At 68.8% G+C, this 12551-nt stretch carries 14 protein-coding genes; 10 read left to right on the top strand and 4 right to left on the bottom strand.

What is annotated here, in order from left to right:
- Positions 1–7: 7 nt before the first annotated feature.
- Together ACXYX3_RS25475 and ACXYX3_RS25470 are read left to right on the top strand one after the other, a co-directional pair.
- Complete coding sequence (locus ACXYX3_RS25475; protein ID WP_458609500.1) at positions 8–694, top strand: HemK2/MTQ2 family protein methyltransferase; 687 nt, start codon at positions 8–10, stop codon at positions 692–694.
- Positions 691–924 carry a CDGSH iron-sulfur domain-containing protein gene (locus ACXYX3_RS25470; RefSeq protein ID WP_458609499.1) on the top strand — a complete coding sequence of 78 codons (234 nt, stop codon included), beginning with the start codon at positions 691–693 and terminating at the stop codon, positions 922–924. The genes ACXYX3_RS25475 and ACXYX3_RS25470 overlap by 4 nt, the downstream gene beginning before the upstream one ends.
- Here the strand turns inward: ACXYX3_RS25470 and ACXYX3_RS25465 are convergent.
- Entirely contained in the window at positions 901–1911 is a 1011-nt protein-coding gene (locus ACXYX3_RS25465; protein ID WP_458609498.1) for an iron-containing redox enzyme family protein, read from the bottom strand. The genes ACXYX3_RS25470 and ACXYX3_RS25465 overlap by 24 nt on opposite strands.
- A 208-nt stretch (positions 1912–2119) precedes the next feature.
- On the opposite strand from ACXYX3_RS25465, the gene ACXYX3_RS25460 reads away from it, so the two are divergent.
- A complete protein-coding gene (locus ACXYX3_RS25460; RefSeq protein WP_458609497.1) occupies positions 2120–3097 on the top strand; it encodes a coiled-coil domain-containing protein in 978 nt (325 codons plus the stop codon).
- Positions 3098–3261: 164 nt separating this feature from the next.
- Positions 3262–4500, top strand: coding sequence for a KasA/KasB family beta-ketoacyl-ACP synthase (locus ACXYX3_RS25455; protein WP_241204522.1), 1239 nt, complete (start codon positions 3262–3264; stop codon positions 4498–4500).
- Between the two features lie 2 nt (positions 4501–4502).
- Here the strand turns inward: ACXYX3_RS25455 and ACXYX3_RS25450 are convergent, their stop codons facing one another.
- Entirely contained in the window at positions 4503–5354 is an 852-nt protein-coding gene (locus ACXYX3_RS25450; protein ID WP_458609496.1) for a class I SAM-dependent methyltransferase, read from the bottom strand.
- Complete coding sequence (locus ACXYX3_RS25445) at positions 5351–6019, bottom strand: hemerythrin domain-containing protein (protein WP_458609495.1); 669 nt, start codon at positions 6017–6019, stop codon at positions 5351–5353. The genes ACXYX3_RS25450 and ACXYX3_RS25445 overlap by 4 nt, the downstream gene beginning before the upstream one ends.
- 59 nt (positions 6020–6078) lie before the next feature.
- On the opposite strand from ACXYX3_RS25445, the gene ACXYX3_RS25440 reads away from it, so the two are divergent.
- The 6 genes from ACXYX3_RS25440 to ACXYX3_RS25415 all read left to right on the top strand — a co-directional run bounded on the left by ACXYX3_RS25440 (position 6079) and on the right by ACXYX3_RS25415 (position 11399).
- Positions 6079–6795, top strand: coding sequence for an NUDIX hydrolase (locus ACXYX3_RS25440; protein ID WP_458609494.1), 717 nt, complete (start codon positions 6079–6081; stop codon positions 6793–6795).
- Between the two features lie 48 nt (positions 6796–6843).
- Positions 6844–7299: a hypothetical protein gene (locus ACXYX3_RS25435; protein WP_458609493.1), complete on the top strand. Its 456-nt coding sequence runs from the start codon at positions 6844–6846 to the stop codon at positions 7297–7299.
- Positions 7300–7394: 95 nt separating this feature from the next.
- On the top strand, positions 7395–8186 hold the full coding sequence (locus ACXYX3_RS25430) for a DeoR/GlpR family DNA-binding transcription regulator (protein ID WP_458612229.1): 792 nt from the start codon (positions 7395–7397) through the stop codon (positions 8184–8186).
- Positions 8183–9718 (top strand): xylulokinase, encoded by a 1536-nt coding sequence (locus ACXYX3_RS25425; RefSeq protein ID WP_458609492.1) that lies wholly within the window; start codon positions 8183–8185, stop codon positions 9716–9718. The genes ACXYX3_RS25430 and ACXYX3_RS25425 overlap by 4 nt, the downstream gene beginning before the upstream one ends.
- Positions 9715–10752, top strand: coding sequence for a zinc-dependent alcohol dehydrogenase (locus tag ACXYX3_RS25420; RefSeq protein WP_241204528.1), 1038 nt, complete (start codon positions 9715–9717; stop codon positions 10750–10752). Before ACXYX3_RS25425 ends, ACXYX3_RS25420 begins: the two co-directional genes overlap by 4 nt.
- Entirely contained in the window at positions 10749–11399 is a 651-nt protein-coding gene (locus ACXYX3_RS25415) for a class II aldolase/adducin family protein (protein WP_458609491.1), read from the top strand. Before ACXYX3_RS25420 ends, ACXYX3_RS25415 begins: the two co-directional genes overlap by 4 nt.
- A gap of 49 nt (positions 11400–11448) precedes the next feature.
- Here the strand turns inward: ACXYX3_RS25415 and ACXYX3_RS25410 are convergent, their stop codons facing one another.
- Positions 11449–12498 (bottom strand): substrate-binding domain-containing protein, encoded by a 1050-nt coding sequence (locus tag ACXYX3_RS25410; protein ID WP_241204530.1) that lies wholly within the window; start codon positions 12496–12498, stop codon positions 11449–11451.
- Positions 12499–12551: the final 53 nt, after the last annotated feature.

Here is a 12551-nt window from a genome sequence, read left to right as displayed (position 1 = left end):
GGGACACGTGACCACCGCATACACGGATTTAGGCGCCACCCCGACCGGAGTTTATCCGCCACAGGAAGATTCGCAGCTGCTGATCGACGCGATGGTGGCGGCCGGGCTTGCCCCCGGAGCCAAGGTGGCCGATCTGTGCACCGGCAGCGGTGTGGTCGCTCTGGCCGCCGCCGCAGCCGGTGCGGCCGAGGTGACGGCGTTCGACATCTGCCCGAAAGCCGTCGACCACGCGCGACGCAGCGCGCTGACCGCGGGTGCCGACCTGTCGGTCCATCGCGGGTCCTGGGCGCGCGCAGTCGAATTCGGCCCCTTCGACCTGGTGCTGGCCAATCCGCCCTACGTTCCGCAGGCACCGATCGACGACACAGACGAGATCCCGGTGGACGCCGGACCTGCGCAGGCATGGAACGCCGGCGCCGACGGGCGTCTGGTGCTCGACCCCATGTGCGCCGCAGCGCCGCTGCTGCTCGCCGAGGGTGGCACGATGCTCATCGTGCACTCGGAATGCTCGGACGCCGATCGGACGCTCGCCGCGCTGCGCCATCAGGGCATGACGGCGGACATCGTTGCGCAGCAACTCATTCCGTTCGGTCCGGTGATGACCGCGCGTGCGCAGTGGCTGATGGGTGTGGGCCTGCTCCCGCAGGGCTGCACGATGGAACGCATCGTCGTGATCCGCGCGGATGCACCGTGAGTGACCAAACCCCGCGTACCGTACGCGTCGTGCCGGGTGGGCCCGTGATGATCGAAGGCCCTGTGCGCGTGGAACTCCCGGACGGTGCGGTGGTGGAATCGGACAGATTCATGGTGGCCATCTGCGCCTGCCGGCGGTCGAAGACGTATCCGCTCTGCGACACCAGCCACCGCCGCCGGCAACGCCCGGCGGCGGCGGAGGCGGATTCAGTCCAGGGTGCGGCGGAGTGAGCTCCGCCCCGCGGTCCAGCTTTCCATGAGGTGATCGGCGAGGCGGCCCTCAACGAGGTCGAAGGCCCGGATGCCGAAGACCACGTCCGCGTCCAGCTCGGGCTCGCGGGCCACCAGGTCACCGACCACATCGGTGCGGACGACCTGTTCGTGTACCGCGTCTGCTTCGATGTGTTCGCGGTAGAAGGCCGCGCACTCTTCGGGTGCGCCCATGCGCTCCAGCGCGGCCACCATGCGCTTGGACCCGGGGGGCGACGTCACCTCCGTGGCTGCGAAGTGGCCGACGGCAGCGCCGCGCCACCGTCGGTGCAGGCCGAACATCGACATCAGATTCACGACGGCCAGCGATTGCGCCGGGACGTCGGCGAGGTAGCCGAGGTAGGTCGTGTCCAGCCCGGCGGCCGCCATCAGGTCGGCGAACAGCTGCTGATGCAATCTGGGCCCCTTGCCCGCACCGAACTCGTCGAACTCGACGGCCACGAACGACGCCTTGGCCTGTCCGGTCAGGCGTGGGATCGCCCACGCATGCGGATCGCCTTCTTTGAGGTGGTACAGCGAGCGGTGAGCGAAGTACTCCCGCATCTGATCCCAGGTGCCGCTGTCACGCAGATAGTAGGACGGGCCCGTGCCACCGACGGGTTCGGTGCAGAGAGCGTCCAGCTCAGCGAGCGCGCTGGTTCCGAGCTCGATGTCTTCGACGCCGCGGTGGACGTCGGACAGGAAGAGATCCTCCAGGCGACCGCGGAGATACAGCAGCCCGGGGTTCCACTCCCATCCGGCGTCCACTCCCGCGAACCCTCGGTAGTGCAGTTCATAGCAGAGGTAGAGCGCCAGCTGCAGATCGATGCCCGCGGGATCGGCGTCGGCCAGCGACGTCTCGACTTTCGTCAGGTAGCGCAGGGGTGCCCGCTCGGCCAGCAGCTCGATCACGGACAGCGAGATCGGCCCGCGCGGTTCGGGCAGCAGGGGTTGAACCATCGTCGGCATCACGGCTGCGACATACCCCCCTGGCATCGCGCCAAACGGTGTGCGCGCGTACCCACTTGGGGGTCTTGATCACACCTGGTGCTGCCTTTTTCACATTTCGGCAGCGCAGCTGTCAGACCCCCCGATCGCTGGGTAGCCCACGAAACAGGCGCACACCAGTGCCAGCGACCGAAGAAGAAGCCGACTCCCGAAGGAGTGTGTACGACACATGGCCACCACCGTCACCACCGAATCCATCACCGCCACGCTGATCGCCCAGCTTCGTACGCTGCTCGATCTGACGAACACCGAGATCCAGGTCGCCGAGACCCGCATCGTGCAGGCGCGCACCGACGCGGTGCGACGCGAGCTGACGCAGAACGCCGAGAACGGCCGGGCGCGCGCCGAGCAGATCGAGGCCGCGATCCGCGACCTCGGCGGCTTCCCCGATGTCATCGGGCCGTTCCTGGGCCGCGCCGCTGCCGCGGTGAAGGCGCTCACCGAGCAGGCGGAGCCGTTCGACGAGGCGCTGCTGGGCGACCTCGCGCTCGAGGATCAGCTCCTGGACCGCTCTCGTTACGTCAAGGCCCTGGCCGTCGCCGCCAAGCACAAGGACGTCGAGGAGCTGGCTGACCGCCTGATCACCGCCCACTCGGCGACCGTCGACTGGCTGACCACCGTGCTCGCCGAGGATGCGCTCGGCGGTCCGGCGGCGCTGCGCCGCACCCCCCTGCAGGCCGCGGCGGGGCTTACGGTCAAGCTGCTGAACCTGCCGTTCACCTGGTCGGTGGAACGTGCCGACCGGGCCGTGGAAGCGGTGCGCTCTGTGCGTCCGGCGGTTGGCGGCATCGTCGACCGCGGGGCCCGCAGCGGCGAGATCGCCGCGAAGGCGTTCGCCGGAGCACGGAACTCCGCACTGGAGGCCGCCGAGCGCATCACGCGTGAGCAGGGTGCGCAGGACGTCGCCGACGTGATCCACGCCGCGCGCGGCGCCGCCGGTGTCCTGGACAGCGACGAGTTGCCGATCGCCGAGTACGACGAGCTCAACCAGACCGATGCGGTGGCCGCGGTCAAGGAGCTGACCGAGGCCTCCGACATCCGCGTGATCGTGGCCTACGAGGAGGCGCACAAGAATCGTCAGCGCGTCGTGTCCGCCGCGCAGACCCGCCTGGCCGCCATCGCTCAGGACGTGGTCGGCATCAGCTGATCATGCACGCTTGCAACCCGTCGGCGCGACCCCCACAGGGTGTCGCGCCGGCGGCGTCTCACCAGTCGCGCACGCCCTTCGGCAGGGGCTGCCTTGACGTTGCCTGCACGTCTCGTTAGAGAATCTTTGGTGACATTCCGACGGGTCGAGGGGAATCGGACGAGATGACAGCCACAGCTCACCGGCCGGCCGTCGTGGTGACGGCGTTGGCCGCGACGACGGCGCTGGCCGCTGACGCCGAGGAATCGTGGGCCGCGCTGCTCAACGGCAAGAGCGGGATCGGCTCCATCGCCGACCGTCTCATCGACGAGTTCCCGTTGCCGGTGACCATCGGTGGGTTGATCCGCGAGGAGCTCGATCCTCAGCTCAGCCGGGTGGAGGTCCGCCGCCTGTCCTACACGCAGAAGATGGCCCTGCTGCTGAGCCGCCGGCTCTGGGAGGCCGCGGGTGCACCCGAGGTCGACACCCGGCGCCTGCTGGTGTCGGTGAGCCACGCGTACGGCTCGACGATGGACCTGTGGACGGGATACGAGGAGTTCAAGTCTCGCGGACTTCGCGCGATCTCTCCGCTGGCGGTTCAGATGCACATGCCCAACGCGCCGGCTGCCGCCGTGGGCCTGGACCGGCACGCCAAGGCCGGCGTCATCGCCCCCACCAGCGGCGATGCGTCTGGGGCGGCAGCCATCGCCGAGGCCTGGCGGCTGATCACGCTGGGCGAGGCCGACGTCGCGATCTGTGGCGGGGTGGAGCAGCGGATCGAACCGCTGCCCATCGCCGCCTTCGACAACATGGGCCTGCTGTCGCATCGCAACGACGACCCGGGGGGCGCGTGCCGCCCGTTCGACAAGGACCGCGACGGCATGGTGTTCGGTGAGGGCGGGGCGCTGCTGCTGCTCGAAACCGAGGAGCACGCCAGGGCACGCGGGGCGACCATCCTGGGTCGGCTGCTCGGCGTGGGCACCACCTCGGACACCGTCGACCTGATCGAGCCGGAACCCCACGGGCAGCTGGCCGCCGCGGCGTTGAGCCGGGCGCTGGAGCTCGCCGGCGTTGACCCGGGCGATGTGGACGCGGTGATCGCCCACGCTGCCGGCACGCGCGTCGGTGACCTCGCCGAGGCCCGCGCGCTGCACGCCGTCCTGGGAAACCACAGGCCCGCCGTGACCGCCCCCAAGGCCGCACTCGGCCACTCGATGGGCGCCTCGGGCGCGGTGGCCGCTGCACTGGCCGTGCAGTCGCTGCGGGACGGGGTGTTGGCTCCGACGTTGAACCACGACACTCCCGACCCCGACATCGATCTGGATGTGGTCGCCGGTGAACGCCGCTCCGGCGACTACCGCTACGCGGTGTCCAACACGCTGGGATTCGGCGGTCACAACGTGTCGCTGGTCTTCGGGCGGTAGCCCTACCTGATCAGGTACTCCTGACCGGGCATGAACGTGCCCAGCAACTCGTCGCGGGCCCCGTGGGAGCGCACGGTCTCGGCGAACGGGTCCCCGGCGTGCATCGCCAGGAGCAGGTGTTCGGCGCTGAACCACTCGCGCTGGACGACGTCGCGCTGCGCCGCGGACGTGCTCTCGTTCAAGGCCCACATCGAGATGAACAGATCGGCGGTGACGTCCACGTCGGGCACCAGGCCGATCGGGACCACGTTGACCTTGCCGCGGCTCAGAGCGACCGGGGCACTCTGATGCAGCACAACCCGGTCCGCGCCGATGGTGGCGCTCAAGTAGAGCCACTGCAGCGCGGAGAAGACCGGCGTGTCGATCAACACCACGGTCGGTCCGCTGCCATGCCAGCGGACCAGCAGACGGGCCAGGCTACCGAATCCTCCACCCCATTCGACGACGGTGTCCACGTCGCGGAGGCTTCGGCCGGTGGTCCCCTGATAGCGCGCCAGGTGATGCAATTGGTGGACGGTGTTCGACGACGTCAGGACAGAGGTGTCCGGCACAGCCACCGTCGGCGGCATGCCCACCGGGTCCTCGGCCAGCAGCTCCACATCGTCGAGATGTGCCAGAACGTAGGGGAGTTCCTCGGGGAGGAGGCGTTCGCCGACGAACATCTGATAGCGGATGGCCGGGTGACGCAGAAAATCCCACGGTGGTACCGGCAGCAGGAAGCGGGCCAGGTCCGCGTTGCGCTGTGCCCAGTCGGCTCGCACGTAGCGGGTGGTCGTGCAATCCTGCACCGCGGCGAGTTGTTCGGCGAATTGCGCTGCGAGACGGTCGAACTGGGCCTGGTCGGTGACGGTCATCGAGATGCCTCCGTGCTGGGATCCTCGCCGCGGGTCAGGGGCGGGGCGTGCTCGATCACCCCGGCGGTGCGGGCCAGTCCGCCGGACAGCCGCTCGGCCACGACGGCAGGAGTGCCCGACCCACTGCGCGCGGCACCATCCAACCGGTCGCGGAGCCGGTCGATCGTGGTCAGCGGCGCTGCCGCGAGCACATTGCCGGGTGGGCGGCGCGCGACGACGGGATGGGCACGCGTCGGTGCGGTGCGCCGGACCGCTTCCCATGCCAGGCCGAGCGCAGCGAGCTGCCGGGTCGACAGCGCCGCCGCCAACTTGGGGAACAGGACGTCTTCTTCGTCGCGGACGTCTTCACGCAGCAGGGGCACGATCCGGGACCACAATTCGCGGTGTTCTGCGCTATCCGGCGGGTGCTTCTCCAGCTGGGTGAACAGCTCGTTGATCTGCTGGTGTTCCTGCTCGATGGTCAGGGTGAGCTCGGCTCCGTCGGGGAGAACGCGGCGCACAACCGGCCACAGCACCGATTCCTCGGCGAATGCGTGCGGGAACACCAGCCGGCACAGCCGATTCAGCGCGTCCTGCCGGTCCGCTCCCGAGGTGGCTTCGATCTCGTGCAGTAGTCGATCGAGTTCGGTGTGGTCACGCTTCTGTCGGGTCAGGACACTGGTCATGGTCGGCCGACATACCCGTCACCACCGGCCTCAACCGTCGCCGGGGCTACTGTCGAGCGGTGACCCTGGGCTATGACGACGCGCTGCGGGACCGCATCAGGGACAACCTGATCGGGCATCGGCGGCGCATCGTCACCGATCCTGACAAGCGCCGCGCTGCCGTGGCCGTGGTGCTGGTCGACTCCGTGGTCGGAGAGGACCGGGTGGATCCGGCTCCGGTGGACGACTGGATCGCCGGGCGGCCGATGCCCGAGAACTTGGACGGCCGCATGGTCGATGTGTCCGGTGGTGCGGCTTTCCTGCTGTGCCGCAGGGCATCTCGTCTGTCGACTCACGCCGCTCAGTGGGCGTTGCCCGGAGGTCGGTTGGACCCGGGGGAGACGGCGGTCGACGCGGCGTTGCGCGAGCTCGACGAGGAGGTCGGCGTGGCGCTGCCGGACGACGCGGTGCTCGGACTGCTCGACGACTATCCGACCCGCTCGGGGTACGTCATCACCCCCGTCGTGGTCTGGGGCGGTGGCCGGCTCGACCTGCGCCCGGCGCCCGACGAGGTGGTCGCGGTGTATCGGGTGGGACTTCACCAGCTGTTGAGGGCAGACTCGCCGCGGTTCGTGACGATCCCGGAGAGCCCGCGCCCGGTGGTACAGATCCCGCTGGGCAATGACCTGATCCACGCCCCGACCGGAGCCGTGCTGCTGCAGCTGAGGTGGCTGGGGCTGGAAGGCCGGGCCGATCCCGTCGACCAGCTGGAACAGCCCGTGTTCGCGTGGCGATGAGCCGACGCCGGTGTTTCTGCCGGGGGCGCGCCGGGTAGCCCGTGCTCGATGGTCACGACACACCTGCACGGCAGGCATCGACGCTCCACCGCACCGGCGCACGCCGGTCCGCGGTGGGGCCTGCTCTCGATGATCGTGGCCGGTGGAATGGCGGGATGGCTGCTCGCCGTCGCCGGGCCCGACGGCGCACAGCCGGCGACCGTTTCGATGCCGCAGCCGGTGGCGCCCGTTGCCGTCACCCAGGACGTCCAGCGTGCCGGGCAGGTGACCGCCGTGTCACCTCACTCGCTGACCACCGTGGATGCCGACGGGAAGACCACGACGTTCGCCATCACGCCGGACACCGCACGCGTGCTTCCCCCGGGATCGACGACGGTGCGACCCGCCCAGCACGTCGTCGTGGTCGGTGCCGTCCGCGACGGCGTTTTGGTGGCCACCGCGATCGCCGATCGCGACTCGGCGAACGGCGGCGGTCCGCCGATGGACTATCAGCTACCGAACTGACGAGCAGCCACCTCCTTGCAGATGTCACAACATAGTTGTTAGCTTTGTGATGTTTCCTGAGAAGTCGTGGCCTGCGAGGAGGTGCGGTGACAGCGATGCCGCCTGCGCGCGCCACCGGCAACGCCTCCCGCCGCGCCGAGATCGCTCAGTTCGTCCGCGCCAAGGGCACCGCCCGGATCGACGAGCTGGCTGACCAATTCGGCGTCAGCACCATGACCATCCACCGCGACCTCGACCACCTTCACCAGGTCGGCATGGTGCGCAAGGTGCGTTCGGGAGCCGAGGCGCCGCCCAGTGAGGCGTTCGAACGCAACGTCGGGCTCCGCCGCATGCTGAACCTCGACGAAAAGCAGGCGGTGGCCAGAGCCGCCGTGGGCTGGGCCACCGACCGTGTCGACATGACGGCCGTGGCACTCGACGACAGCACCACCGCACTGCACGTCGTGCCGTTGCTCGCCCCGCACCTGCCGCTCACCGTGTTCACCAACTTCCTGCCCGCGATCAACGACCTCGCGACCGACCCGCGGGTCCATCTGAACGCGATCGGCGGCGACTTCGTCCCCGAGTTCTCCTCCTTCCTCGGCCCGCAGGCCACCAGGGCGTTGAACGACGTGCACTACGACGTGCTGTTCATGTCGGTGCCGGCGCTCTCGCGCGGCAGGTGCTTTCATCCCTCCAGCGCCGCAGCGCAACTCAAGCGCGCCTTCATGGACGGCGCCGAGCTGCGCGTGCTGCTGGTCGACCACACCAAATTCGCCCGCCGCGCCATTCATCGGGTCTGCGACCTGACGGACTTCGACGTCGTCGTCGTCGACGCCGGAATCGACCCCGACGAGCACCGTCGTCTCGCCGACGCCGGAGTGAACGTCCTGGTGGCCCGGCCGTGAGTTCCCCGACGGCGCCGCTGGTCATCGCGGTCGATTGCTCGACCACCGCCGCGAAGGCGATCGTGGTCGACGCCACGGGCCGGGTGGTGGGTTCGGCGAGCCAGGCGCTGGATACACGCAGTCCGGTCCCGCACTGGTTCGAGCAGGACAGCCGCCAATGGTGGACTGCCACCGATGCGGCGATCACAGCTGCGCTGCAACAGATTTCGGATCGCAGCACGGTGGCAGCGATCTGCGTGACCCATCAGCGGGAGAGCTTCGTCTGCCTCGACAGCGCCGGCGTGCCGATACGGCCGGCCATCCTGTGGCTCGACGGCCGCGCCGAGGCCGAGGTCCGTGCCTACGGCACCGAGCGCGTGGAACTGTTGTCGGGCAAGCCCGCCGACATCACCCCGGGGCTCTACAAGCTGCTGTGGCTGCGCGACCACGAACCCGACACGATGGCGCGCTGTCACCGCGTCGCCGACGTGCACACCTATCTGGTGCACGCCATGACCGGTCGCTGGGTGTCCAGCACCGCGTCGGTCGATCCGCTGGCCGTGATCGACCAGAGCACCGGCGACTACAGCGACGAGCTGCTCGATGTCGCGGGGGTGCGGCGGGATCAGATGCCCGAATTGGTCACGAGCGGAACCACGATCGCCACAGTGCTCCCGGACATCGCCGACAGGTGGGGCGTGCGCCGCGACGTCGCGGTGATCGCGGGCACCGGCGACGGTCAGGCCGGCGGCATCGGCCTCGGGGTGACCGATCCGGGGGCGGCCTACCTGGTGCTCGGGACGGCCGTCGTGATCGGCAGCGAGACGATGTCCTACGTTCCGGCACGGGCGTACCGATCGATGATCTCGGCGATGCCGGGGCAGTGCACCGTGGAGACATTCAGCTCCTCGGGCACCTACCTGTCGACCTGGTTCCGCCGTGAGTTCGGTGACCCCGGTCTGGTCGGCGCACCGGATCCCGCGCTCGAGCAGGCGGCCGCGGCGCTGCCGATCGGCAGTGAACGGCTGGTCACGCTGCCGTACTGGAACGGCGCGCAGACTCCGCACTGGGACGGGCAGGCCTCGGGAGTGACGTTGGGCTGGCAGGGATGTCACACCCGCGCGCACTTTTATCGCTCCCTGCTGGAGGGCATCGCACTCGAACTGCGCCTGCAGCTCGATGGACTCGAGGCCGCGCGCGGCGAACGCGTCGAGGTGATCCGGGCGACCGGCGGCGGGGCGCGCAGTCCGCTGTGGACGCAGATACTGGCGGACGTCTTCGATCGGCCGCTGCAGGTGTGCGCGACCGGCGAGGTCAGTGCGCTCGGCGCGGCCGCGATCGCGCTGACGGCGGTCGGCGCCTACGAGTCGCTGCCGGCAGCCGCGGCGGCGGTGAGCGTCACCGACGCCGTGGTGGCTCCGCGCCCGGACGCGGCCGCTGCCTACCGCCGGCTGCGCACCCTCTATGAGCGGATCTACCAGCAGACCCGAGATCTGTTGCACACCTTGCACGAAACACCTCTGCACCAGCTGTCGAAGGAGAATCCCGCGTGAGAGCCGCCATGTTCTACGGTCCCGGCGAGTTGAGGCTGGAGGACATCGGCTCCACCGAGCCCGGACCGGGAGAGATCCTCGTCGAGGTGCGCGCCGCCGCGACGTGCGGCACCGACCTCAAGTCGTACCGCCGCGGCCACCCCAAGCTGTTCCCGACCCTGCCGTCGCGGTTCGGCCATGAGTTCGCCGGCGTCGTCACGGCGGTCGGTGACGGTGTCGACACGTTCGCGGTCGGCGACCGCGTCACCGCCGCCAACACCGTGCCATGCGGTTACTGCTGGGCGTGTATCCGCCATCGCGAAAGCCTCTGCGAGAACTTGGAATTCCTCAACGGCGCCTTCGCCGAGGAAGTGGTGATCCCGGCCGCGATCGTGGCCAGGAACACCTACACGCTGCCCGACGATCTCGATTTCGCCGACGCGGCGCCACTCGAGCCGCTGGCCACGGTGGTGCACGGGATGGCCGAAACGGGGATCGAACTCGGCGACACGGTCGTGGTGCACGGGGCGGGCCCGATCGGGCTGATGTTCGTGCGGCTGGCCACACTGCGGGGGGCCAACGTCATCTCCGTCGACCAGTCGCCGTGGCGGCTGCAACAGGCGTTGCGGGCCGGCGCCGTCGACACCATCGACCTGTCCGAGGTGACTGACTTCGAGGACCGCGTCGCGCTGATCAAACGACACACCCCCCATGGCCGCGGCGCCGACGTCGGCATCGAAGCCGTCGGCCTGCCTCAGGTGTGGGAGCAGACCGTGCGTACGCTGCGGCCCGGCGCGACAGCGGTGCTGTTCGGCGGAACACCGGCTGGCGCAGCGTTTTCCGTCGACTCCAGCGCCATGCACTACGAGGAATACACCCTCAAGGGGGTCTTCCACCACACGCCGAACTACGTCCGTACCGCCGTCGAGTTGCTGTCCAGCCGCAAGGTGGACGGCTCGATGCTGGTGACCGAGCGTCGGCCGCTGTCGGACCTGGTGCCCAGCCTGGAGGACATGGCCGCCGGCCGCGGATCGAAATACATTCTCGAACCATGAAATTCGAAGAGCAGCGGCAGCAGGTCGTCGACGCCTGCCAGTACCTCAGCCGCTCGGGCCTGGTCGTCGGCACCGCAGGAAACGTGTCGATCCGGGTCGACGACATCGTTGTCATCTCACCCAGCGGGGTCGACTACGAGGCGATGTCGGCGCGCGATGTCGGCATCCACGACCTGGACGGCAACGCCGTGGACGCCGTGCTCGCGCCGTCGAGCGAGCTGGCCCTGCACCTGGCGGTGTACCGCTCAACAGCGCACACGGCCGTCGTGCACACCCACGCGCCGGCTTCGACGGCGTTGTCCACCGTCGTCGACGAAGTCCCTGCGTCGCACTACTATTCGGCGCTGTTCGGCGGCCCCGTTCGCGTCGCCCCGTACGCCACCTTCGGCACCCAGCAGCTGGCCGACAACGTCATCGCTGCACTGCGGGACCGCACCGCAGCGCTGATGGGCAACCACGGCGCCGTGCTGGCCGGTGCGGCACTGCCCAAGGTTCTGAATCTGGTGCCCTACCTCGAGTACGTGTGCGACGTGCAGCTGCGGGCGATGGCGACCGGGGCGCCGGTGCGGATCCTCGACGACGCCGAGATCGCCGAGGTCGGGAGGCTGCTGTCCGGCTACGGGCAACAGGCGTCCGGGAAGGACTGACGAAAGAGGGGCCGGTCGCGGTGCGACCGGCCCCACTTGGGGTGGTGTGTCAGGGCTGCTTCTGGCCCGGGATTCCCTCGTAGGCGATGTCGCCGGTCTTGAGGTTCTGGGCGGTCAGCTCCGAGAGCCCGTCGAGGAACTTCTGCCGATCGGTCACCACGTGCTGGATCGCGACGTCGACGTTGTCCTTGGTGATGGCCGGCATCACGTACACCGGCTTGGTGTTCACCTCTTCCTTCTTGGCGAGCGCATTCGCGACGGCCAGGCCGGCGGACAGCTCGACGGTGCCGTTCTGCAGCGAGGTGCCGATGAACTCACCGCTCTTGACCGCGTTGAGGCCGTCCTCGATGCCGTCGATACCGACGATGGGCACGTCGTTGCGGCCGGACTCCTTGAGTGCCTGCAACGCACCGAGACCCATGTCGTCGTTCTCGGAGACGACGGCGTTGATCTGCGGGCCGAAGCCGGAGATCCAGTTCTTCATCTTGTTGACGGCTTCGTCGCGCTTCCAGTTGGCCGTGTCCTTGGCGAGCACCTTGATGTCCGGGTACTTGGCCAGCACGTTGTTGATGCCCTTGGTGCGGTCGAGCTCGCCGGACTGGCCCAGCGGACCCTGCAGGATCACGATGTTGCCCTTACCACCGAGGTGGTCGGCCATCATCTGCATCTCCTGCTCACCGGCGGCGACGTCGTCGGGCTGTACGCTGCCCGCGACGTCGGGGTTGTTCAGCGCGGCGTTGACGGCCACCAGCGGGATGCCCTTGGCCTTCGCGCTGGCGACCTGGGGAGCGAGCGAATCCGCCTGGATCGGCACCACGATGATGGCGTCGACACCCTGATTGACCATCGAGTCGACCTGGCTGGCCTGCGTGGAAACGTCGAGATTGGCGGAGTTCCAGACCAATTCGATGTTGTTGTCCTTGGCGTAGGCCTCCATGCCCTCTTTGCCCGCGGTGATGAACGAGCTCATGTCGTACACCGTGACGCCGATGCGCTTGGTGTCCGCGTTGGACGTGGTGTCGCCGGCCCCGCAGGCGGTCAGTGAGGCGCCGAGTACGCCCGCCGACGCCATCGCCGCGATCTTGGTGATCAATCTCATGGGTTCTCTCTTCTTTCGATTTCGACAGTGAAACGTGGTGCGGAGATGGGTGA

This window comes from Mycobacterium sp. Panama NTM2 (genome assembly GCF_054355555.1).
Note: the sequence above shows the minus strand (reverse complement) of the source record. Positions and strands in the feature narration are given on the sequence as shown.